We start from the raw sequence: 21,498 nt of genomic DNA, 5'->3' as shown, positions 1-21,498 counted from the left end.
CTATTTGAATTTATAGTTCCGCGGGAAACCATGCGGAGGCCGTTTGCCGACGCTTGCACGTTTGCCAAGCCATTCGGTCAGGTCTCCCTCGTGGCGGGTCTTGCCACCGCCCATTTCCCACTTGAGCCCCTCATCCCAGTTGAATGTGGTGATGTCGCTCAGCCCACCATCCAGTTCCAGCGCGCCCTGTTTGCCGCGGGCCATATTGTATTTCTGAAGGCGAACCCCCTTGCCACGGCTCAGCTCGGGCATTTCTTCAACAGAGAAGACCAGGAACTTGCCGTTTTCAGAAACCACCGCAACGTGGTCGCCCTCTACCGGGATGCAGATCTTGGCCTTGTCGTCATCCTTGACGTTCAGCACCTGCTTGCCGCTGCGGGTCTGGGCCACGATGTCTTTTTCCGCACAGATAAAGCCATTGCCCGCATCCGAGGCAACCAACAGCCTGCCATCGGGGTTGTGGATGAGGATATCAACGATTTCAACTTCGTTCGGCAGATCGACCATCAGGCGCAGGGGCTCGCCCATGCCACGCCCGCCGGGCAGGTTAGCCGCAGAGACGGTGTAAAAACGGCCGTTTGAGCCAAACACCAGCAGACGATCGGTGGTTTCCGCATGGAAGATGAAGCGCGGGCCATCGCCGTCTTTGAACTTCAGCTCGCGGTTCAGGTCGATGTGGCCGGTCATTGCGCGGATCCAGCCCATCTGCGAACACACCACGGTGATCGGCTCTCGGTCGATCATTGCCTCCAGCGGCACGTCTTCCACTTCGCCTGCTTCGGCAAAACGGGTGCGACGGGCGCCACCAGCATAATCCTTGCCGAACTGCTTCTTGGTGTCCTTGAGCTGTTCGGTGATCCGGGACCACTGCAACTCTTCGGATCCCAGAAGCTCAACCAGGCCCGCGCGTTCCTCGCGCAGCGCGTCGCGTTCGCGGGTCAGCTCGATCTCTTCCAGACGGCGCAGACTGCGCAGGCGCATATTGAGAATCGCTTCGGCCTGGACCTCTGTCAGCTCTCCCACACCCTCGCCCGGCGAGACATATTCCGCCTCGCTGTAGGCACGCGGGTGATCGCGCTCCCAGTCCTCGCGCATCAACGCTGCCTTGGGGTCGTCATCATAGCGGATGATATCGATCACACGGTCCAGGTTGAGGAAGGCAATGATGAAGCCTTCCAGAACCTCCAGACGGTGGTCGATCTTGTCCATCCGGTGCTGCGAGCGACGTTGCAGGACGTCACGACGATGGTCGAGGAAGGCACGCAGCACTTCCTTCATCGAGCAGACCTTTGGGGTCACACCATCAATCAGCACGTTCATGTTGAGGCTGAACCGCACTTCGAGATCCGAGTTGCGGAACATCATGTTCATCAGAACCTCAGGGTCCACATTCTTGGACTTGGGTTCCAGGATGATGCGGATGTCGTCAGCCGATTCGTCACGCACATCTGCAAGGATCGGCACCTTTTTGGTCTGGATCAGCTCTGCGATCTTTTCGATCAGCTTGGATTTCTGAACCTGGTAAGGGATCTCGGTGACAACAATCTGCCACTGGCCGCGGCCCAGGTCCTCGACTTCGTGCTGGCACCGCAGACGGAAAGAACCGCGGCCGGTGCTATAGGCCTTGGCGATGTTTTCCTTGGGCTCGACGATGATGCCGCCGGTCGGAAAATCCGGCCCCGGAACATAGTTCAGCAGCGTATCATCGCGTGCATCCGGCGTGCGGATCAGATGGATACAGGCGTCGATCAATTCAGCGATGTTATGCGGCGGGATGTTGGTCGCCATCCCGACGGCGATGCCCGATGCACCATTGGCCAGAATATTTGGGAAAGTCGCCGGCAGAACCGCGGGCTCTGTCAGACGGCCATCATAGTTGTCACGGAAATCAACCGCGTTTTCATTCAGCCCTTCCAGCATCGCCTCGGCGATGAAGGTCATCCGTGCTTCGGTATAGCGCGAGGCCGCCGGGTTATCGCCGTCGATATTGCCAAAGTTGCCCTGACCATCGACCAGTGGGTAGCGGACGTTAAAGTCCTGGGCGAGGCGCGCCATGGCATCATAGATCGCCGCATCGCCGTGGGGGTGGAAATCCCCCATCGTGTCGCCGGAAATCTTGGCCGATTTGAGAAAGCCGCCGGACGAACTCAGCCGCAGGCGATTCATCGCATAGAGAATTCGACGGTGCACCGGTTTCAAACCATCGCGCGCATCGGGCAGCGCCCGGTGCATGATGGTGCTGAGCGCATAGGTCAGATACCGCTCGCCAATGGCGCGGCGCAGCGGCTCCAGCACTTCTCCGGATGCGGGGGAATCGGGGGTGTCTTGATCATCTACCAGGTCGGTCATGCATTTGTGATACTGCCCCCTCTGGCCTTGGTAAAGCAGGGCTGACCGAAAATGCGCAGTTACCCCCAGCATTCGCACGCACCAAGGGCCCAGCTATGCCCTCTCACCCGTTGGGGGAGAAACAGCCGGGAACTCCCCTACTGAAATTACGCCATATAGCGTATAGTAATCTGGCCGGAACATTCTGGGGTGCAGATGCGTATTACCTGCACACGGCCATTGGCCATCTGTCTTGAATTTGTTGTGTTTTATCCGGCTATCCTTGGGGGGGATGTAAAATGTCACGTTTTGTCGTCGCATCGTTTTTGTTTCTTGGTTGGGGTTTTTACGAGGCCAGCGGCGGCGCTGATTTTGAACCACCCAAAGGACCATCCGCTGCATTGGATGTTGCGGATGCGATGTTTGGTCAGGACGATACTCCGTCGCGGGCCACTCCGGTCACAGCAGAATCACTGGTAAGCAAGGTCGCGCTGCGGGTGGATTCCGCAACCTCCGCGACCAAAACCGAACGCCCGCTCGCAGATCCGAGCCTGCGCAAACGCGTCGCGATGGAGCAGATCGCAGCGGTCGGGAACAGTTTCACCGATTCTGACACGGCTTTCTCGGTTGGTGCAGCATCGCAAGCGGATGACCAGCAGGCCACCGTGCAGCTTGCATCGCTTTCCAACGGCCTTTCGGGGCTGTCTGATGCAACACCGCAAGCCGAACTGATCACCGCCGCCGCAGTGGTTGACGAGATCGAAGCTCCAAAGGCAGACATTCGCTCTGTCACCGCGACACGGGTGAACATGCGTTCCGGTCCCGGCACGGTCTATCCCGTTCTTGACCAGCTGACCAACGGCGCAGAGGTTCAGGTGATTGAAGACATCGGCACCGGCTGGCTGCACCTGCGCACTGTTGAAGGGGGAAAAGTAGGCTGGATTGCCGCTTCCCTGATCAGCAAGAAAGGCTCATAAAGCGCGGTTAGGGCTTACCTGACGCGCGAGGGCATCATGCAAAAAACGATCCTGATTACAGGCTGTTCCTCCGGGATCGGCCTGGATGCTGCGCACGGAATGCGCGCGAAAGGCTGGACCGTATTTGCAAGCTGCCGCAAACAGGCCGACTGCGACCGTCTGCGGGCGCAAGGGTTTATCAGCCCACGAATGGACTATACCGATCCCGACAGCCTGCAAAATGGGCTCGCGGAGGTGCTGGCGCACACCGGTGGCACGCTGGATGTGCTGTTCAACAACGGGGCGCATGGGCTGCCCGGCGCAGTAGAAGATGTGTCGACCGACGGGCTGCGGGCCATTTTCGAATCAAACGTATTTGGCTGGCACGAGCTGACACGCCTTGTGATCCCCGTCATGCGCGCCCAGGGGCACGGTCGCATTGTGCAGAATTCCTCTATTCTCGGGTTCGTCGCCTTTCCGTGGCGCGGCGCATATGTGGCAACCAAACATGCCATTGAAGGCCTCAGCGACACATTGCGCATCGAACTGCGGGACAGCGGTATCAAGGTCATTCTGATCGAACCGGGCCCTGTGACATCCAAGATTCGCGAAAAGGCGATCCCCCATTTCGAGAGATACGTGGATTGGGAAAATTCGGCCCTGCGTGATCGCTACGAATCGAGCCTGCTAAAGCGCCTGTACGAGAGCAAAGGGCCTGACACCTTTGAACTGCCCGCCTCCGCCGTGACCGCAAAGCTCCTTCATGCCTGCGAAAGCCCACGTCCGCGTCCGCGCTACTATGTCACCGTACCGACCCACATCGGCGGTGTGCTAAAACGCATTCTGACAACGCGCGCGATTGACCGCATCCTTGCGCGCCTTAGATAGCTTACTCGCAGCGCGGCCTGCCATGGGGGCATTCGCCTGCTGCACCGACAGACAAGGAACATGAGAAGATGAGTGATCCGCTCCACATTCTGGCGATCCTCGCGATTGCGGCCACCGTTATCGTGCTCGCCATCGGCATTGGCGGCTTTGGCGCAGGCGGGGCTTTCAATGCGAAATACGGAAACAAGATGATGCGCCTGCGTATTCTGTTTCAGTTCATCGCGGTCGTGCTGTTTCTGGGGTATCTCTATCTTCGCAACCAGGGAGGCCAGTAAGACGTGGTCGTACTGAACAAGATCTACACCCGGACCGGCGACAAGGGGGATACCGCGCTAGGCAATGGTGAGCGGGTCGCCAAGCATTCTGCGCGCGTCAATGCCTACGGCACATCTGACGAACTGAATGCCTTTGTTGGTGTCGCGCGGCTGGAAGCCCAAGGTGACATGGACGACGCCCTTGCCCGCATCCAGAATGACCTGTTCGATCTTGGCGCCGATCTGTGCCGGCCCGACATGGACAAGGATGCAACCGCCGAATATCCGCCCCTGCGGATGGCGTCCTCACAGGTCGAGCGGCTGGAAGCAGAAATCGACACGATGAACGCCAACCTGGCGCCCCTTCGCAGTTTCGTGCTGCCCGGCGGCTCTGCCCTGTCGGCCCATCTGCATGTCTGTCGCACAGTGGCCCGGCGCGCCGAACGGCTGGCAACGGAATTGGCAACACTGGAAGACATCAACCCCGCTGCGGTCACCTATCTCAACCGTTTGTCGGACTGGTTTTTTGTTGCTTCGCGTGCGGCCAACGACGATGGCGCCCGCGATGTCCTGTGGGTGCCCGGCGCAAATCGCTGAGACCAACGTTTTTGTATGGCTTGATTGACGCGGCACAACGCCGCGTCAACGATTCCCGGAGGATGCAGTTGCAGCATCCCGCCCGGCATTGTTTCCCCAGCGACAGCTGAACATGAGAGCGGAAACATTCCTGCAAAAGTGATCCGACATTTGTTCAGACGCGACGTCGGTGGACGGTAACGTGACGATTTTGCCCTGTTGCGGGTCATTCTTAGCCGTTATCAACATCGCGAGAGCATGGAGGAGAGTCGCCCCGGCGGCTTACCGTTTGTCTAAGGAGAGAACGCAAAATGAAGGTGCTTGTGCCCGTCAAACGCGTGATTGACTACAACGTGAAGGTCCGCGTGAAAGCGGACGGCAGCGGTGTCGATCTCGCCAACGTAAAGATGTCGATGAACCCCTTCGACGAAATCGCCGTCGAAGAGGCCATCCGTCTCAAAGAAGCCGGCAAAGCAGATGAGATCGTTGTTGTCTCCATCGGCGTGAAGCAGGCGCAGGAAACTCTGCGGACCGCTCTGGCCATGGGCGCAGACCGCGCGATCCTGGTTGTTGCAGCCGACGACGTTCACACCGACATCGAGCCGCTGGCCGTTGCGAAAATCCTGGCCAAAGTGGTCGAGGAAGAGCAGCCCGGTCTGGTTCTGGCCGGCAAACAGGCGATCGACAACGACATGAACGCGACCGGTCAGATGCTGTCGGCGCTCTTGGGTTGGTCCCAGGGCACCTTTGCCTCTGAGCTGGACATCGACGGCGACAACGCTGTTGTGACCCGCGAAGTGGACGGCGGTCTGCAGACCATCAAAGTGAAGATGCCTGCCATCGTCACCGTGGACCTGCGCCTGAACGAGCCGCGCTATGCGTCGCTGCCGAACATCATGAAGGCCAAGAAAAAGCCGCTGGACGAGAAAACCGCTGACGACTACGGCGTCGACGTCTCCCCGCGTCTGGAAATCATTTCCACCACCGAACCTGCCGCCCGTGCCGCTGGTATCATCGTGGGCTCTGTGGACGAGCTGGTTGGGAAACTCAAAGAAGCGGGGGCTGTGTAATGGCTGTTCTTCTCCTTGCCGAAGTGACCGATGGCGCCCTGGCGCTGGACGCAACCGCAAAAGCCGTAACCGCGGCTGCGAAACTGGGCGACGTGACTGTCCTGGCCGCTGGTGCATCCGCAGCAGCCGCTGGCGAAGAAGCCGCCAAGATCGCTGGCGTTGCCAAGGTTCTGGTCGCAGAAGATGCGTCCCTGGGTCACCGTCTTGCAGAGCCGACCGCTGCGCTGATCGCGTCGCTTGCCTCTGACTACGAGCACATCGTTGCACCGGCGACCACCGATGCCAAAAACGTTCTGCCCCGCGTTGCGGCGCTGTTGGACGTGATGGTGATTTCGGACGTGTCCGGCGTTGTCGATGGCAACACCTTCGAGCGCCCGATCTACGCAGGCAACGCGGTTCAGACCGTGAAGTCGAACGACGCGAAAAAGGTCATCTCCTTCCGGACCTCCACCTTTGACGCGGCTGGCGACGGCGGCTCTGCATCTGTGGAAACCATCTCTGCTGCTGAAAACCCCGGCCTGTCCGAGTGGGTTGAGGACAAGGTTGCCGCGAGCGATCGTCCTGAGCTGACCTCTGCTGGTGTGGTTGTTTCCGGTGGCCGTGGCGTCGGTTCCGAAGAAGACTTCAAACTGATCGAAGGTCTGGCAGACAAGCTGGGCGCGGCTGTTGGCGCATCGCGCGCCGCCGTGGACTCCGGCTATGCCCCGAACGACTGGCAGGTTGGCCAGACCGGTAAGGTTGTCGCCCCTGAGCTCTATGTTGCGATCGGCATCTCCGGTGCGATCCAGCACCTCGCGGGTATGAAAGACTCCAAGATCATCGTCGCGATCAACAAAGACGAAGAAGCACCGATCTTCCAGGTTGCTGACTACGGTCTGGTTGCCGATCTGTTCGACGCCGTTCCCGAGCTGATGGAAAAGCTGTAAGCACAGCTTTCTTTCAAACACGAAAGCCCGCAACATCCGTTGCGGGCTTTTTTCGTTTCAGGGCTGGTCTTCTCAACCGTTCTGGAAATAGCGCACCAGCTCTGCGGCGATACGCTGATGTTCCTTAGGACCAATCATGCGCTGCGCCGACGCCAGATCCATCTGGCCGTAGAACATTCCTTCGATATCGGCGGCCTCTCGTGCGGTGTGCACGGGGATTTCGATCACCCCGTCCACCTGTGCCCGCAGGGAATCGACCATCGGGCGATCCACCAGCGCGGGTTCGTGACCAAAGAGCGACTGCTGATCGAGATCGTATTGCACCCACAACAGGGCCACATTGCCCTCTATCTCTGCAATCAGCTCTCCCATGCGATCGATCCAGGTGCTTTGCAGATGATCCCGCACGGTTTCGTAACGGGTTTTGCAGCAGGATCTCAGCGCCCCAAGGAGGTGTTTGTTGAAGTGGTATTCGGTGAAGTCGATCTCAGGATAGAGCTCTCGCAAGGGGGCGTGCGCGCACAGGAACCTGTCGTTGCGACGCGGGTGAACCTTGTAATAGCCGTTGGAGATATTCTGAGCCCCAAGCACCTGCAAAACAGTCGTTTCAGCCCCATGCGCGATCCCAAGCAGGGCATCGTCGCTCAGAAAGCTGTCAACGCCTGCATTGACGCTGCCAAGATTGACACAGGTCTGCCCCAACTGCGCCTCGGCCTCGGCCACAAATGGCACCTCGACAAAGCGGCCAAAGACCTCTGTCCCGCCGATAAATGCCAGATATGGTTCAGTCAGATCCCGCGCTGGTCCCCTGACCAGCAGTTTCGAGCCCGCATAGCTGCACGGCTCGCCCGCAAGCGCGGTTGCGCTCTTGAGTTCGTAGCTCATGGTACCCACCAATTTTCACCCGAGTCTCAGTTAGCCCGCGACCTGTTGACGAATTGCTAATGCTCAACTTTGAGTAAAAACTCCCCCAATCGGCCTTGTGCCGTCTATCGGCGGGCCAGTATGATCCGCCGGAAACTCCAAGAGGCATGAGCGATGGACATCCAGAAAATCGGCGTTATCGGTGCGGGCCAGATGGGCAACGGCATCGCACATGTCATGGCCTTGGCAGGCTATGACGTTGTTTTGAATGATATTAGTCAGCAGGCTCTGGACGCGGCGCTAAGCGCGATCCAAAAGAACCTGACCCGCCAGGCCAGCAAGGGCAAGATCGATCAGGCCGAGGTCGATGCAGCACTCGCGCGCATTTCGACCACGCTGACGCTGGCGGATGTCGGCAAGACAGACCTGGTGATCGAAGCGGCAACAGAGCGGGAAACCGTGAAGCAGGCGATCTTTGAAGATCTTCAGCCACATCTTCTCCCGCATACGATTCTGACGTCGAACACCTCGTCGATCTCGATCACCCGGCTGGCCAGCCGCACGGACCGTCCCGAACGGTTCATGGGCTTTCACTTCATGAACCCTGTGCCTGTCATGCAGCTGGTCGAACTGATCCGCGGCATTGCCACGGACGAGGCCACATTTTCTGCATGCCATGCCGTGGTCGAGAAACTGGGCAAGACCGCTGCCAGCGCCGAAGATTTCCCTGCCTTTATCGTGAACCGGATTCTGATGCCGATGATCAATGAGGCAGTTTATACCCTCTATGAAGGGGTCGGCAGCGTGAAGTCGATTGATGAGTCGATGAAGCTGGGCGCCAATCATCCTATGGGCCCTCTGGAGCTCGCAGATTTCATCGGGCTGGACACATGTCTTGCGATCATGAACGTGCTGCATGACGGGCTGGCGGATACCAAGTATCGCCCATGCCCACTGCTGACGAAATACGTCGAAGCAGGCTGGCTGGGCCGAAAAACACAGCGCGGTTTCTACGACTACCGTGGGGAAGTTCCCGTCCCGACCCGCTGAATGGTCCAAACGAAAAACGGCGCCCAGGGGGCGCCGTTTCTATTCCGGGGTTTGACCAATCAGGCCGATTTGCCGAGGTTCAGCGTATGTTCGCGAAGCCAGGCCATGAAACCACGTGGGTCACTGTGCAGCTGCTCCATCTGCTCATCTGTCAGCGGTTCACCAACCACAGGTGCCTGCGGTTTGTTGCACGAACGGACAATCTCATGCAGGAGAAGCCCCTGTCGCAGAATGGGCGAGATCCGGTTGGCGATCTGATACCAGCGAGAGTTGCTGCCGGGGAAATAGATCGGCACCACACGCGCACCGGAGCGACGGATCAGCTGAGCGGTGAAGACATTCCATTCACGTTCCACCGCCGGACCAAACCAGCTGTCGGATGACATCACAACACCCGAGGGGAACAATGCGACAACGCCGCCCTCTTTGAGGTAGGCCATCGCTTTGCCGCGCATCTCGACCATCTTGCGCTGCGCGTCAGGATCATGAGGAAAGGGCACCGGAATCATGAAAGAGGTCGCAGCCTCGTCCAGACCGGTCAGAACGGAACGTGTCAGGATCCGGTAATCCTGCCGCACTCTGCCGATCAGATCCGCAAAGATCATGCCATCAACCATGCCGTGCGGATGGTTTGCCACAACGACAACCGGCCCCTCGGTCGGGATGCGAGCGATCTGCTCTTGCGGCGTGACGAGATCGATACCCATCACGTTCAACGCGCCGCGCCAGAATTTCTGGCCACGATACTCTGCATTGTTGCGCTCGAACTTACGCACCATCCGCAGGATCTTCAGCTTGCCGGTGCACCATTCGATCGCCCGGATGGCCAGCGAGGTCCAGCGATCATCAAAGGAGTTGGCATAGGTCAGCGTGCGGCGATCATAAATCTCGCCGGTCTCTGCAGCCTCTGGCTTGCCACCAGTATCCTGTTCATGCGCCGTTTCCACCAAGGGCTCAGTCCTGTGTCGTCTCGTTCCAGCCGGTTCAGTATCCTTCACCGAACTTATCGGCGACCAATGCGTCAAGAGCTGAAGCCAGCGCCTCTGCATCCGGTCCCGAAGTCGTGACGTCAATAGTCGTTCCCTTGGAGGCTGCCAACATCAAAAGCCCCATGATGCTGTCGCCCGATGCCGACAATCCATCGCGCGAGACCTCTGCCGTGGCATCAAAGCCTTCGACCACTTCGACCAATTTCGCCGATGCCCGCGCGTGCAGGCCTTTTTCGTTGATGATTTTCAGAGTTTTCTGAACCATTTAATGCGCTTGCTCCCCTTCGGGGTTGATATTTTGGGCGTTGATGTACTTGCGTCCTGCTTCCATCGCGTGACGCACCGCCTCTGCCACAGGCAGATGGCGGGATTTCGCCAGCTTGATCAGCATGGGCAGGTTCGCCCCGTACAGGATGCGCCGGTTTGCAGGGGTGCAGGCCATAAGGCTGAGATTGGACGGAGATCCGCCAAACAGATCAGTCACCACAACGACGCCATCGCCGCTGTCGACGGTGTCTGCGGCACGGCAGATTTCACGCTGTTTTGCGTCGCGGTCGTCTTCGGGCCCGATGGCGATCGCCTCAAGACAGACCTGAGGGCCAACCACGTGCTCTACAGCGGCCAGGTATTCCTTGGCCAAACCACCATGTGCAACGATAACGATTCCGATCAAGCCGGTCCCTCACTTCTGCCGCTGGCCATGCAGCTCGCGGTGTCTAATTGACACCTGCTGCCCGTCTTCTGCAAGATCACTGGCAAGTCTTTCTGCCAATGTGACCGACCTGTGCTGTCCTCCGGTGCACCCAAATGCAATGGAGAGATGCGATTTACCCTCTTCGCGATAGGCAGGCAACAGCAACCGGACCAAATCCAGCACGCGGTCATAAAATGGCTGAAACCGGGCATCCTGTCCGACATAGTCCTGCACCGCCCGGTCACGTCCATTAAGACTGCGTAGGTCTGCGTCCCAGTAGGGATTGGCCAGGAACCGGCAGTCAAACACCATGTCGATGCTGCGCGGCACCCCGCGCTTGTAGGAAAAACTCTGGACCGACACGGCCAGGGCCCGCCCGCCGGGGGCGAATTGCCGTTCGATTTCCGCCTTCAGCTGATGAACATTCATCTCGGAGGTATCCAGCAGGAAATCCGCCCGGTCACGGATCGGGGCCATCAGGTCCAGCTCCCGCGTCACCCCAATTTCCGGGTCTTCCGCAGGGGACATCGGGTGGCGCCGCCGGGTCTCTGAATAGCGCCGCAACAAAACATCCGGGTCTGCATCCAGATACAACACATTGAGCGCGAGGTTCTTCTGACCCGAAAGCCGGTCGATGACATCCAGAAGTGCCGCGGGAGAAAAATCTCTGTTGCGGCTATCAAGGCCAAGCGCCATTGGGCGGCTCAGGCTGTTTGCCTCAACGAGATCAGGCAACAACCGAAGCGGCAGATTATCAATCGCTTCGAACCCGAGATCCTCCAGCACGTTGATCGCTGTTGTCCTGCCCGCACCCGATGGGCCCGTCACCAGAACAACCGGAATTTCGCTATCAGATCCGGGCATCTGCATCATGTGCTCCGTTCTTCAAGGCCAGCAGCAGCGCCGGGGCAAACTGTGGGCCATCCACCCGTCGAAACCGTCGTATTTTACACCCTAGAAACATAGTGCTCAGGTGGTGGGGCAAACGATCTGTTTCAAGCGCGTCCATATCCACCACAGCCGCAACGCGGCTATGCGCCACGGTAGCGGCCTGCAACAACCCTATGCCGCGCGCTTCGATCAATGGCGGTAGCGTCGCGGGCCGTCGCGCCACCAGCGAGCCACTCTCGGCGTTGAGGCAGACCTGGTCGTCCGCAACCAAACGCGCACCAAGCGCGATGAGTGAAAGCGCAAGCGCCGATTTTCCGCTGCCGGACGCCCCGGTGATCAAGAGACCGCGCCCTGCCACATCCACACAGCTGGCATGAATCTGGCAGGTCGTTTCATCTGTCATGGATCAGATCGGCAGGCCGACCACGAAACGGGCGCCCAGAGGTTCAGAGGTGATATCTGCCTCAGTCGGGCGAATGTTCTCAGCCCAGATGACACCGCCATGGGCCTCAACGATCTGCTTGGAGATCGCCAGACCAAGGCCGGAGTTATTGCCAAAATGCTCTACCGGGCGCTGGGAATAAAACCGCTTGAAAACCTTGCTCAGGGCCTGTTCGGGGATACCTGGGCCAGTGTCTTCCACCACGACGAGCACCCGGTTGTCACGCCGACGTGCCCAGACCCGGATTGCATCGCCTTCTTCGCAGAAGGAAATTGCGTTGGTGATGAGGTTCACAAAGACCTGAGCAAGCCGGGCCTCAAGGCCCTGGATATCGATCGGCGTCTTGGGGAGGTCAGTGATATAGTCGATGCCTTTGCCGCGCGCATCCTCGCCCAGAAACTGATTGAGGTTGCCGAGCATGTTCAGCAGGTCAAAGGTTTCTTCTTCTTCCTTGACCAGTTCTGCATCCAGGCGCGAGGCATTGGAGATGTCACTGACCAAACGGTCCAGTCGGCGAACGTCATGCTCGATCACGTCGAGCAGCTTGTCACGCTGATCTTCTCGCTTGACCATGCGCAACGTACCCACCGCCGATTGCAGGCTAGCGAGCGGGTTCTTGATTTCATGTGCCACATCCGCGGCGAATTGCTCGTTGCTGTCGATCCGGTTGTAAAGCGCCTTTACCATGCCACGCAGCGCGCGGCTCAGGCGGCCGATCTCATCCGGTCGCGCGGTCAGGTCAGGAATACGAATGCGGCCCGGCTTGGATTTGCGGGCATCGCCGTCACGTCCCAATTCGGCCGCCGCGGCGAGATCGGCCAATGGATTTGCGATGGTAGAGGCCAAAACCAGGCTAAGACCGATAGACACCAGCAGGGCCACGACGAACATCTGCAGAACCTGTTCCTGTTCACTGCGAACAAGAGCATCAATTTCGCCGGTCGGCGACGCAAGGGTGACAACGCCAATTGCCTCTCCCTGAAACAGGATCGGTGTTGCCGCCGAAAAAACGGTCCCGCCTGAGGTATCCACAACGGCCTGCACTTCGGTGCCGCCGGACAATGCGGGCTGCACCATATTGCGCAGCTGGTCCTCAAGAGAAGTGCTGACACCGCCCTGATCAGGTTTGACAAAACCACCAACAGCCGACCAGACCGCTGACAGGGCATCACTGATAATCGTGGGCGCCTGCCCCTTTTCGCCCAAAAGATCCAGTGCACCACCGGTTTCGACGCCCTTGGTCTGTGCGATCAACGTTCCGGCCGTATCGAACACGAACACCTCGACACCCGAGCGCAGGCTGATGTTCTGCAGGGTTGTTACCGGGTCGATCCCGTCCCCAACCGCGAGGCTAACGGTGCCAATTTCAGGCAACTGAGCCTCAAAGACATCGGAAATCAGCATCGCCTCGGCGGCAAGTGCCCCGGCGCGCTGCAAGACGAGGCTTTGCCGGGAAGAGTTCAGATAGAGGATGCCTGAGACCAGAATGATGAGGGCAATCAGGTTCAGGGTAATGATCTTGCGGGTCAGGGGCGAGCCTCGCAAAGAGAAAACCCCGCGGCGCGCGCGCTTGTTCTGCAATTCGGGCGTGACAGCTTGATCCGGCGCGACCCAATCGTCGCCCAGAACCACATCATTGTCCCGCTGAGAGCGGCCTATACCCGCATCGCGCATCGGCGTTATTCCCTGCCCATCCGGGCTGTCGGCTTACTCTTCATTGTAACGGTATCCGATACCATAAAGCGTCTCAATCGCGGCGAACTCAGGATCGGCGCTGCGCATTTTCTTGCGCAGGCGCTTGATGTGGCTGTCGATGGTGCGGTCATCCACATAGACCTGATCGTCATAGGCCACATCCATCAGCTGATCGCGGCTTTTGACGAAACCGGGGCGTTGCGCCAGTGCCTGCAGCAGCAGGAATTCGGTTACGGTCAGGGACACATCCTGCCCCTTCCAGCTGACCGAATGGCGCAAGGGATCCATCCGCAGATTGCCCCGCTCCATGACCTTGCTTTCCGTGGTCGTTGCGACCGCATCCCCGCTGATCGCTTCCTGGCGCCGCAGGAGCGCGCGAATACGCTCAACCAGCAGGCGCTGAGAGAATGGTTTCTTGACGTAATCATCCGCGCCCATGCGCAGGCCAAGAACCTCGTCGATTTCATCATCCTTGGAGGTCAGGAAGATCACCGGCATCTGCGTTTTCTGGCGCAGGCGTTGCAGCAGATCCATGCCATCCATGCGCGGCATCTTGATGTCGAGAACGGCCATATCGGGCAGCTTTTTGTTGAAAGCGTCCAGCGCGGCCTGTCCGTCGTTGTAGGTTTCCACCTCGAACCCTTCAGCCTCAAGCGTCATGGAGACCGAGGTCAGGATATTCCGATCATCATCAACTAATGCAATCTTTGACATCTGATTGGTCCCTTAACTGCTCATTTTTTGCGTCTTTTAGACGTTCATCGCCCGTCTGCAGCGGCGAATCAATGCCAATCAAAGATTCCCGACACAGTTTCGCCTCAATTGAGACAAAAATACCTTAGCAGGCGCTGAACGATCCGACATCTTGCCCGACAAATTGTCGTCAAAAAGAATGGTTGCGCTAAACATCGACGTGATGGCGCTAACTGCGGCAAAGGCTCCTGTTCAGCCAGCAAAACGTCATGTTAAGACCACCCTCATCGGCTGGTTGAGCCGACGAATGCCCCAGGGCGCGGCTTTATTGTTTGCGGCCTTCAATGGTCGACACAGGAGAAGAAACAAATGGCATCTGGACGGGTAAACCCGAATTTCCGCCTCGAAGATCAAGGTATCGAAGGTCTGGGTAACGTCTATTATAACCTCATGGAGCCCGCCCTGATTGAGGCGGCCCTGAAGCGCGACGAGGGCACCCTTGGAAATGGCGGCGCATTCCTGGTGACAACCGGGAAATTCACCGGCCGGTCCCCCAAGGACAAACATGTCGTGAAAACCGCCAGTGTTGCTGACACCATCTGGTGGGAAAACAACGCCGAGATGAGCCCCGAGGGCTTTGACGCACTTTATGACGACATGCTGGCCCATATGCAGGGCAAAGAGTATTTCGTTCAGGATCTCGTCGGTGGCGCGGATCCCGCACATGCGATCAACGTGCGGATGGTGACCGAACTGGCCTGGCACGGTCTGTTCATTCGCACCATGCTGCGTCGTCCGGACCGTGAGGATCTGAACGACTTCATTGCAGATTTCACCGTTATCAACTGCCCCAGCTTCCAGGCCAACCCCGAGCGCCACAACTGCCGCAGCGAAACCGTGATTGCGATGAACTTCGATCGCAAGATGATCCTGATCGGCGGCACGGAATATGCTGGTGAGAACAAAAAATCCGTCTTCTCGCTGTTGAACTACCTGCTGCCGGAAAAAGGCATCATGCCGATGCACTGCTCCGCCAACCATGCCAAGGGCAACCCGGTCGACACCGCCGTGTTCTTTGGCCTGTCCGGCACCGGCAAGACCACCCTGTCCGCAGATCCGGATCGCGTGCTGATTGGTGACGATGAACACGGCTGGGCCGACAACGGCACCTTCAACTTTGAAGGCGGCTGCTACGCCAAGACCATCAACCTGAATGCCGAGGCAGAGCCGGAAATCTACGCCACCACCTCCAAGTTCGGCACCGTGATTGAAAACATGGTGTTCGATCCAGAGACCAAAGAGCTGGATTTCAACGACGACAGCCTGACCGCAAACATGCGCTGCGCCTACCCGCTGCATTATATCTCCAATGCTTCGGAAAGCGCGCGCGGCGGTCATCCCAAGAACATCATCATGCTGACATGTGATGCCTTTGGGGTGCTGCCTCCGATCGCACGGCTGACCCCGGCGCAGGCGATGTATCACTTCCTGTCCGGCTTCACCTCCAAGGTGGCAGGCACCGAGCGTGGCGTGACCGAGCCTGAGCCCACCTTCTCCACCTGCTTTGGTGCGCCCTTCATGCCGCGCCGCCCGGAAGTATACGGCAACCTGCTGCGCGAAAAAATCGCGGAACATGGCGCAACCTGCTGGCTGGTCAACACCGGCTGGACCGGTGGTGCATATGGCATCGGCTCGCGTATGCCGATCCGCGCGACCCGCGCGCTGCTGACTGCGGCACTGGATGGTTCCCTTGCAGAGGCCGAATTCCGCAAGGACGGCAACTTTGGCTTTGATGTTCCCGTGACAGTACCGGGCGTTGCCGAGGTCCTGCTGGATCCGCGCCGCACCTGGGACGATCAGGCGGCCTATGACACGCAGGCTGCAAAGCTGGTACAGATGTTCTCGGACAACTTTGAACAGTACCTGCCGTACATCGATGATGACGTGAAGGCGGCTGCAATCAGCTAAGCCCACACATCACAAGACAAAAAGCCCCGGTCAACACCGGGGCTTTTTTGCTGTCAGGGGTCTGCGTTATTGCCCGGGCCGAATGCCGCTGTCTTCCAGTTTGTGTTCTGGTTCCACGTGGATCGTGACCTCGGCCGTTGGCAGCGCGGCGCGAATGGCTTCTTCTATTCGGTCACAGATCGCATGCGATGCCCGCACTGTCATATCGCCTGCCACAACCATGTGGAATTCCACAAAAACGGCCTGCCCTGCCCGCCTGGTCTTCAGCCCGTGCACCTGCAATGCGCCTTGCGCGGTCTTGTGGATAATTTCGGCAATTTCTGCACGTTCATGGGGCGGTGCGGCCTGATCCATCAACCCGCCGACCGAACTGGCCACCACACGGTAGCCCTCGCGCAGGATATTGACCGCGACAAGCAACGCCAGCAGCGGATCGAGCCAGGGCCAACCAGTCGCCAGCGCAAGGCCGAGCCCGCACAAAACCCCGGCAGAGGTCCAGACATCGCTCATCAGGTGGCGGCCTCCGGCAGACAATGCAGGCGACGCCAACGCCCCGCCCCGCACGATCAGAACCTGCGCCCACAGCAGGTTGACCACCATCGCACCCGCATTGACCAGCAACCCAACCGGACTCCAGACCAGCGGTGCAGGGGCGCGCAGCGCCTCAATCGCCTCATGCAGGATGAGCAAGGCAGCAACGATGATCATGATCCCCTCAAGAACCGCCGAAAAATATTCGGCCTTGTGGTGCCCAAAGGGGTGTCCGGCATCAGCAGGACGGTTTGCATACCGCACTGCAAACCAGGCCATGATCGCGCCACCGATATTGACCAGTGACTCCATCGCGTCGGAAAACAACGCAATCGATCCGGTCATCCACCAGGCCAGCGCCTTTAGTGCCAGCACCAGCAGCGCAATAGCGATCGACGCGCTGGCAATGGTTTCGGCTGTCAGCCTCTGCAGCATGGCAGTCTCCGGTTGCTTTCAGGGCTCGTGGCACCCGACGGTAGGCGCTGAGGGCAGATGTCTCACATCATCAGGCCGCGTCGCAACAGGTTAGCGCCAGCAAGCAGCAAGACAACCAGTGTGGCCCGTCGGAACGTCGCCTGGTTGATGCGGTCCTGCAGTTTTCCACCAAACCACATGCCAAGGATCGCCGGGGGGATCAGGGCAAACGAAAACGGAGCCGTTTCCGCCCGCATCACGCCAGAGCCCAAATGTGCGACCAATAGCGCCACAGCCCCCAAGCCATAGATGACCCCTTGGACCCGCATCTGTTCACGCTTTTCCGTTCCGAGGGCCGTGAGATAGGCCACGGTCGGCGGACCCCAGATACCAGAAAACCCACCAATGAACCCGGCCACAGCGGCCACTGTGGCCTCTACCCTTCGCGTCGCACGGGAAATGGGGATCGCAATGCCAAACAGCTGCAGCACAGCAAAGAGCGTTACAGGTGCGCCAATCAGGATCAGCATGACATCTGCGGGCAAAATCCGCACCAGTTGCGCGCTGACAAGAAGGAACGCGAGGCCAACCAGCAAGAAGATCCGGAAGCGGTAAATCGACTGCCAGGCAGCTTGCGCCCCCTGCCGGAGCGCCTGCATCCCATTGGTCACAAGCGTCGGCAGGATCAGCCCAGCCAGCGCGATATCGGGGGGCAAAAACAGACTGAGCCCCGACACCAGGATCATTGGCATCGCAAAGCCCACCATCCCCTTCACCGTGCCGGCCAGCGCCGCAATCGCAAAGGCGACAAGCAGGTTCAGCACGGTCAGGTCCGCCGGCAGGAAAAGCGCAACAAGTGAATTATCAGACATGATCAGAGCCTTAGCACAAATGAACCCTGCTGCGCGCGCAAAATCGCTACGTAACTTTTGATCCAAATATATCACCACAGGGTATTTTTGTTGCGCTGCAACTGCAAAATGATTTACCACTGACCCAGCTGAAAAGGATGTGATTCATGCCCCACGACGGACAGGACCCGCAAATGCAACAGACGCTGATACCTGATGTGCTGTCGCTGACAGCTGCCGCATTGGAGCCGGTGGACCAATTGCTCGATGCCGCCCGAACCGAGGTGCGCGCGCAAGTGAGCGAAGACGGACGCGTCTCCGGGAAACTGGTCGAGGCAAACCAGACAGCGGCCCACGGGCTCGCTTGGCTGGCAACCTATGCCTATAGCCTGCGGCAGATGCACCGTTGGGCCAGCGACCTCCAGGCAAACGGCAAGTTTGGCGAAATGGAACAGCTGCTGCTGCAGATCGGCTTTGGTGAATACCTCTGGCAGATCTACGGAGGCATTCAGATGAACCAGGGCGAGATCCTGCGCCTGCAGGATCTGGGGTTGTCGCAGGACAGCCAGCGCGTCCTGATGGTGCCTGCTGTGATGACACTCTGCGACAGCGGCAATACACAGGCCGCACGTCTGCGACTGGTGGAACTGATGCAGGAGCAGGCCGGATCGGTGATGTTTGGCGCATCTGGGCTGGACGAAGAGCTGGAAATGATCCGCGACCAGTTCCGTCGCTATGCCGTCGAAAAGGTCGAGCCGAACGCCCATGACTGGCATCTGAAAGACGAGCTCATTCCGATGGAAATCATCGAAGAGCTGGCCGAAATGGGTGTCTTTGGCCTGACCATCCCCGAAGAATACGGCGGCTTTGGTCTCTCCAAGGCCTCGATGTGCGTCGTCTCAGAAGAACTGTCGCGGGGCTATATCGGTGTGGGCAGTCTCGGCACCCGGTCCGAAATTGCAGCCGAGCTGATCATCGCAGGCGGCACAGAAGAGCAAAAAGCCAATTGGCTGCCCAAGATTGCCAGCGCCGAGATCCTGCCGACGGCAGTCTTCACCGAGCCGAACACGGGTTCTGACCTCGGCTCTTTGCGCACCCGCGCGGTCAAGGACGATAACGGAGACTACAAGATCACCGGCAACAAGACCTGGATCACCCATGCGGCCCGCACCCATGTGATGACCCTTTTGGCGCGCACCGATCCTGAAACCACCGATCACCGCGGCTTGTCGATGTTTCTGGCGGAAAAGACACCGGGCACCGACGAGAACCCGTTCCCGACCGAGGGTATGACGGGTGGCGAGATCGAGGTGTTGGGCTACCGCGGCATGAAGGAATATGAGCTGGGCTTTGACGGGTTTCACGTGAAGCGTGAAAACCTGCTTGGTGGTGAGGAGGGCAAGGGCTTCAAACAGCTGATGGAGACCTTTGAATCCGCACGCATTCAAACCGCGGCCCGCGCCATCGGTGTGGCGCAATCCGCGCTCGACATTGCGATGCAGTATGCGCAGGACCGCAAACAGTTTGGCAAGCCGCTGATCGCCTTTCCACGCGTGGCCTCCAAATTGGCGATGATGGCAGTCGAAATCATGATCGCACGCCAGCTGACCTATTTCTCGGCCTGGGAAAAGGACAATGGCCACCGCTGCGATCTTGAGGCTGGCATGGCCAAGCTGCTGGGCGCGCGCGTTGCTTGGGCGGCGGCGGACAACGGTCTGCAGATCCACGGCGGCAACGGATTTGCACTGGAATACAAGATCAGCCGCGTTCTCTGTGATGCGCGGATCCTCAACATTTTCGAGGGCGCTGCAGAAATCCAGGCACAAGTGATCGCACGACGGCTTCTCGCCTGACCATTTCGGCCTTTCTTCCCTTGGGCCCTCCTCTGGCCTGGCACATAGTGTGCCGGGCCTTTTTCATGCAGGCTTTGGTTGACCTTTGCCCCCCGGTGCGAGAGCGTGCCGCCATGAAAACCAAGACCTTTTCCATCTTATCCATCACCGCCCTTCTTGGGTTGAGCGGATGTTTCGGCGATGAAACCCTGCGCGCCTATGGCGGCCTTGGCAGCCAGTGGCACCTACAGGAACTGGACGGCGCAGCCGTATCAGGCGCGACCACGATCACCTTCGGACGTGGCAATGATGTGTCCGGCTCCCTGCCCTGCAATCGCTTCACTGCACGGCTCAGCTCGCCTTATCCCTGGTTCGAACTGGAACAGCTCGCCACAACGCGACGGGTTTGTCCTGCTTTGGCAGAAGAAATCACGATCCTCGACGCGCTACAGTCGATGCAGATTGTCGAAATCAAGGGCCGCATCATGATCCTGTCAAACGAAGCCGGCCGTGAAATGCTGTTCACTTCTGCCGAGTAAGCACATCCAGAAAGCGGCCCCGCGCCTCTGGCAGGGGGGTATTCCCAAGAGATGGCGCCAGACGGTGTTCGAGAAAGAAACCGGTGGTCGACAGGCCCTGCAGAATTTCGCCTGTGCCTGCCTCGCCCTCTCCCCGCATGACGGCGGGCAGGGGCAGCAGGCGGTCCGCCCATTCCCCGGCACTGGCGCGCGACACGGCACGCCCGCTCTTTGGCGAGATGTAGATCAGCTCATCAAGAGCGCCACTAACCGCGCAGCAGGACAGGTCCAACCCAAAGCCCAGTTCTTCCAGCAAGGCCATTTCCCATTGCAGATACGCAAGCGGCCAGATCTCATCCTGCCCCAGCAGGTCGAGCAGTCGTTCGCTGCGCAGGTATAGATCAGGGTGCGGTTCACGGTCCGGCAGGCAAAAAGCCAACAAACCGGTGACCGCGTTGAGCCCTGCAAGCGCGAGACGCCCTGACAAGGCCGCCCCTGCCCGGCTGCGCATCAATTCCGCCTGATAGCTCCCGAGGTGATCCTCAAGCCGGGCACGCCACAGCAGATCCAACTGCGCGCCCGGTTGCAGGATGGGTGCCATCTTGCGGCTGGCCCCACCGCGAATGACACCGGCGTGGCGACCATGTTCTGCCGTGAACATGTCGACGATGGCCGAGCCCTCTCCATGGCGGCGCATTCTGAGCAGAATTCCCTGATCGCGCCATTCCATGATTATTCCAGTCCCGGCTCATCAAGCAGATGGCGTCCCTGTCGGTCTTCGACCTCGACCACCCATAGATCAGGATCAAAGCTGCGCTGTTTGCCGATCGCGGCATCGACAGTCTGTTCGTCACCTTCGGCCAATGTGACCCAGCTGCGCGCACCGGTCATCAAGTCATAGGACCGATGCAACGCTTTGGCCTGGCCATCCAGCGTGTTCAACTTCACCAGGACGGCACCGGCTGTGTCATCGCCATGGGCCGTCACAAATGCAGGTATATCTGACAGGCGCAGCCGCGTCAGATAGGCCTGCACCCAAAAGCTGGCCGTCAGCCGCGCCATCGCCGG

At 59.0% G+C, this 21,498-nt stretch carries 23 protein-coding genes; 10 read left to right on the top strand and 13 right to left on the bottom strand.

The features are described 5' to 3' along the window. Entirely contained in the window at positions 1–2,349 is a 2,349-nt protein-coding gene (locus tag NIT7645_RS09800; protein WP_050686898.1) for a DNA topoisomerase IV subunit A, read from the bottom strand. Positions 2,350–2,627: 278 nt separating this feature from the next. Here NIT7645_RS09800 and NIT7645_RS09795 point away from each other — a divergent pair, with 278 nt between their 5' ends. From NIT7645_RS09795 to NIT7645_RS09770, 6 genes are all read left to right on the top strand, one after another. Then, positions 2,628–3,305, top strand: a complete 678-nt coding sequence (locus NIT7645_RS09795; protein ID WP_050686896.1) for an SH3 domain-containing protein — start codon at positions 2,628–2,630, stop codon at positions 3,303–3,305. A gap of 36 nt (positions 3,306–3,341) precedes the next feature. Continuing rightward, positions 3,342–4,172, top strand: coding sequence for an SDR family NAD(P)-dependent oxidoreductase (locus NIT7645_RS09790; RefSeq protein WP_008561442.1), 831 nt, complete (start codon positions 3,342–3,344; stop codon positions 4,170–4,172). Positions 4,173–4,240: 68 nt separating this feature from the next. Then, the gene (locus NIT7645_RS09785; RefSeq protein ID WP_008561088.1) at positions 4,241–4,447 is read left to right on the top strand and encodes a twin transmembrane helix small protein; all 207 of its coding nucleotides are present in this window, start codon (positions 4,241–4,243) and stop codon (positions 4,445–4,447) included. A gap of 3 nt (positions 4,448–4,450) precedes the next feature. After that, positions 4,451–5,023, top strand: coding sequence for a cob(I)yrinic acid a,c-diamide adenosyltransferase (locus tag NIT7645_RS09780; protein ID WP_050674098.1), 573 nt, complete (start codon positions 4,451–4,453; stop codon positions 5,021–5,023). A 290-nt stretch (positions 5,024–5,313) separates the two neighbouring features. Next, positions 5,314–6,072: an electron transfer flavoprotein subunit beta/FixA family protein gene (locus NIT7645_RS09775; protein WP_008562758.1), complete on the top strand. Its 759-nt coding sequence runs from the start codon at positions 5,314–5,316 to the stop codon at positions 6,070–6,072. After that, entirely contained in the window at positions 6,072–6,998 is a 927-nt protein-coding gene (locus NIT7645_RS09770) for an electron transfer flavoprotein subunit alpha/FixB family protein (protein WP_008559149.1), read from the top strand. The genes NIT7645_RS09775 and NIT7645_RS09770 overlap by 1 nt, the downstream gene beginning before the upstream one ends. A 72-nt stretch (positions 6,999–7,070) precedes the next feature. Here NIT7645_RS09770 and NIT7645_RS09765 read toward each other — a convergent pair whose 3' ends face one another. Next, on the bottom strand, positions 7,071–7,883 hold the full coding sequence (locus NIT7645_RS09765; RefSeq protein ID WP_050686894.1) for a DUF6473 family protein: 813 nt from the start codon (positions 7,881–7,883) through the stop codon (positions 7,071–7,073). A 153-nt stretch (positions 7,884–8,036) separates the two neighbouring features. Here NIT7645_RS09765 and NIT7645_RS09760 point away from each other — a divergent pair, with 153 nt between their 5' ends. Further along, positions 8,037–8,912, top strand: a complete 876-nt coding sequence (locus NIT7645_RS09760; protein WP_046211549.1) for a 3-hydroxybutyryl-CoA dehydrogenase — start codon at positions 8,037–8,039, stop codon at positions 8,910–8,912. A 59-nt stretch (positions 8,913–8,971) separates the two neighbouring features. On the opposite strand, the gene NIT7645_RS09755 is transcribed toward NIT7645_RS09760, so the two are convergent. The 7 genes from NIT7645_RS09755 to NIT7645_RS09725 are packed head-to-tail and all read right to left on the bottom strand — an operon-like array spanning position 8,972 to position 14,337. Beyond that, on the bottom strand, positions 8,972–9,862 hold the full coding sequence (locus tag NIT7645_RS09755; RefSeq protein WP_037302650.1) for a lysophospholipid acyltransferase family protein: 891 nt from the start codon (positions 9,860–9,862) through the stop codon (positions 8,972–8,974). Positions 9,863–9,896: 34 nt separating this feature from the next. Next, on the bottom strand, positions 9,897–10,166 hold the full coding sequence (locus NIT7645_RS09750; protein WP_046211550.1) for an HPr family phosphocarrier protein: 270 nt from the start codon (positions 10,164–10,166) through the stop codon (positions 9,897–9,899). After that, positions 10,167–10,574 carry a PTS sugar transporter subunit IIA gene (locus NIT7645_RS09745; protein WP_046211551.1) on the bottom strand — a complete coding sequence of 136 codons (408 nt, stop codon included), beginning with the start codon at positions 10,572–10,574 and terminating at the stop codon, positions 10,167–10,169. Between the two features lie 9 nt (positions 10,575–10,583). Next, complete coding sequence (gene rapZ / locus NIT7645_RS09740; protein WP_008561026.1) at positions 10,584–11,465, bottom strand: RNase adapter RapZ; 882 nt, start codon at positions 11,463–11,465, stop codon at positions 10,584–10,586. After that, positions 11,446–11,889: an HPr kinase/phosphorylase gene (locus NIT7645_RS09735; RefSeq protein WP_082204864.1), complete on the bottom strand. Its 444-nt coding sequence runs from the start codon at positions 11,887–11,889 to the stop codon at positions 11,446–11,448. Before NIT7645_RS09735 ends, rapZ begins: the two co-directional genes overlap by 20 nt. A 3-nt stretch (positions 11,890–11,892) precedes the next feature. Then, positions 11,893–13,602 carry a sensor histidine kinase gene (locus tag NIT7645_RS09730; protein WP_050686892.1) on the bottom strand — a complete coding sequence of 570 codons (1,710 nt, stop codon included), beginning with the start codon at positions 13,600–13,602 and terminating at the stop codon, positions 11,893–11,895. 33 nt (positions 13,603–13,635) lie between these two features. Further along, positions 13,636–14,337 (bottom strand): response regulator transcription factor, encoded by a 702-nt coding sequence (locus NIT7645_RS09725; RefSeq protein ID WP_008561074.1) that lies wholly within the window; start codon positions 14,335–14,337, stop codon positions 13,636–13,638. A gap of 348 nt (positions 14,338–14,685) precedes the next feature. On the opposite strand from NIT7645_RS09725, the gene NIT7645_RS09720 reads away from it, so the two are divergent. Beyond that, positions 14,686–16,284 carry a phosphoenolpyruvate carboxykinase gene (locus tag NIT7645_RS09720; protein WP_008559850.1) on the top strand — a complete coding sequence of 533 codons (1,599 nt, stop codon included), beginning with the start codon at positions 14,686–14,688 and terminating at the stop codon, positions 16,282–16,284. Positions 16,285–16,350: 66 nt separating this feature from the next. Here the strand turns inward: NIT7645_RS09720 and NIT7645_RS09715 are convergent, their stop codons facing one another. Together NIT7645_RS09715 and NIT7645_RS09710 are read right to left on the bottom strand one after the other, a co-directional pair. Next, positions 16,351–17,250, bottom strand: coding sequence for a cation diffusion facilitator family transporter (locus NIT7645_RS09715; protein ID WP_008563267.1), 900 nt, complete (start codon positions 17,248–17,250; stop codon positions 16,351–16,353). Between the two features lie 62 nt (positions 17,251–17,312). Then, on the bottom strand, positions 17,313–18,101 hold the full coding sequence (locus NIT7645_RS09710) for a sulfite exporter TauE/SafE family protein (protein WP_050686890.1): 789 nt from the start codon (positions 18,099–18,101) through the stop codon (positions 17,313–17,315). Between the two features lie 146 nt (positions 18,102–18,247). On the opposite strand from NIT7645_RS09710, the gene NIT7645_RS09705 reads away from it, so the two are divergent. Together NIT7645_RS09705 and NIT7645_RS09700 are read left to right on the top strand one after the other, a co-directional pair. Then, the gene (locus NIT7645_RS09705) at positions 18,248–19,933 is read left to right on the top strand and encodes an acyl-CoA dehydrogenase family protein (protein WP_050686889.1); all 1,686 of its coding nucleotides are present in this window, start codon (positions 18,248–18,250) and stop codon (positions 19,931–19,933) included. Between the two features lie 113 nt (positions 19,934–20,046). Then, positions 20,047–20,451, top strand: a complete 405-nt coding sequence (locus NIT7645_RS09700) for an META domain-containing protein (protein WP_050686887.1) — start codon at positions 20,047–20,049, stop codon at positions 20,449–20,451. Here the strand turns inward: NIT7645_RS09700 and recO are convergent. Then, a complete protein-coding gene (gene recO, locus NIT7645_RS09695) occupies positions 20,435–21,160 on the bottom strand; it encodes a DNA repair protein RecO (protein ID WP_050686885.1) in 726 nt (241 codons plus the stop codon). The two genes, NIT7645_RS09700 and recO, sit on opposite strands and share 17 nt — an antisense overlap. A gap of 2 nt (positions 21,161–21,162) precedes the next feature. After that, entirely contained in the window at positions 21,163–21,492 is a 330-nt protein-coding gene (locus NIT7645_RS09690) for a DUF1491 family protein (RefSeq protein WP_050686883.1), read from the bottom strand. Between the last annotated feature and the right edge of the window lie 6 nt (positions 21,493–21,498).

The sequence above is a fragment of the Phaeobacter italicus genome, from assembly GCF_001258055.1.
GTDB classification, from domain to species: domain Bacteria; phylum Pseudomonadota; class Alphaproteobacteria; order Rhodobacterales; family Rhodobacteraceae; genus Phaeobacter; species Phaeobacter italicus.
Note: the sequence above shows the minus strand (reverse complement) of the source record. Positions and strands in the feature narration are given on the sequence as shown.

Bases quoted from the DNA above. Each gene is read 5' to 3' on its own strand.
- NIT7645_RS09795 (WP_050686896.1), top strand. From the start codon at position 2,628: ATGTCACGTTTTGTCGTCGCATCGTTTTTGTTTCTTGGTTGGGGTTTT.
- NIT7645_RS09710 (WP_050686890.1), bottom strand. From the start codon at position 18,101: ATGTCTGATAATTCACTTGTTGCGCTTTTCCTGCCGGCGGACCTGACC.
- NIT7645_RS09700 (WP_050686887.1), top strand. From the start codon at position 20,047: ATGAAAACCAAGACCTTTTCCATCTTATCCATCACCGCCCTTCTTGGG.
- rapZ (WP_008561026.1), bottom strand. From the start codon at position 11,465: ATGCAGATGCCCGGATCTGATAGCGAAATTCCGGTTGTTCTGGTGACG.
- NIT7645_RS09800 (WP_050686898.1), bottom strand. From the start codon at position 2,349: ATGACCGACCTGGTAGATGATCAAGACACCCCCGATTCCCCCGCATCC.
- NIT7645_RS09730 (WP_050686892.1), bottom strand. From the start codon at position 13,602: ATGCGCGATGCGGGTATAGGCCGCTCTCAGCGGGACAATGATGTGGTT.
- recO (WP_050686885.1), bottom strand. From the start codon at position 21,160: ATGGAATGGCGCGATCAGGGAATTCTGCTCAGAATGCGCCGCCATGGA.
- NIT7645_RS09760 (WP_046211549.1), top strand. From the start codon at position 8,037: ATGGACATCCAGAAAATCGGCGTTATCGGTGCGGGCCAGATGGGCAAC.
- NIT7645_RS09725 (WP_008561074.1), bottom strand. From the start codon at position 14,337: ATGTCAAAGATTGCATTAGTTGATGATGATCGGAATATCCTGACCTCG.
- NIT7645_RS09775 (WP_008562758.1), top strand. From the start codon at position 5,314: ATGAAGGTGCTTGTGCCCGTCAAACGCGTGATTGACTACAACGTGAAG.
- NIT7645_RS09705 (WP_050686889.1), top strand. From the start codon at position 18,248: ATGCCCCACGACGGACAGGACCCGCAAATGCAACAGACGCTGATACCT.
- NIT7645_RS09750 (WP_046211550.1), bottom strand. From the start codon at position 10,166: ATGGTTCAGAAAACTCTGAAAATCATCAACGAAAAAGGCCTGCACGCG.
- NIT7645_RS09735 (WP_082204864.1), bottom strand. From the start codon at position 11,889: ATGACAGATGAAACGACCTGCCAGATTCATGCCAGCTGTGTGGATGTG.
- NIT7645_RS09770 (WP_008559149.1), top strand. From the start codon at position 6,072: ATGGCTGTTCTTCTCCTTGCCGAAGTGACCGATGGCGCCCTGGCGCTG.
- NIT7645_RS09720 (WP_008559850.1), top strand. From the start codon at position 14,686: ATGGCATCTGGACGGGTAAACCCGAATTTCCGCCTCGAAGATCAAGGT.
- NIT7645_RS09790 (WP_008561442.1), top strand. From the start codon at position 3,342: ATGCAAAAAACGATCCTGATTACAGGCTGTTCCTCCGGGATCGGCCTG.
- NIT7645_RS09690 (WP_050686883.1), bottom strand. From the start codon at position 21,492: ATGGCGCGGCTGACGGCCAGCTTTTGGGTGCAGGCCTATCTGACGCGG.
- NIT7645_RS09785 (WP_008561088.1), top strand. From the start codon at position 4,241: ATGAGTGATCCGCTCCACATTCTGGCGATCCTCGCGATTGCGGCCACC.
- NIT7645_RS09715 (WP_008563267.1), bottom strand. From the start codon at position 17,250: ATGCTGCAGAGGCTGACAGCCGAAACCATTGCCAGCGCGTCGATCGCT.
- NIT7645_RS09765 (WP_050686894.1), bottom strand. From the start codon at position 7,883: ATGAGCTACGAACTCAAGAGCGCAACCGCGCTTGCGGGCGAGCCGTGC.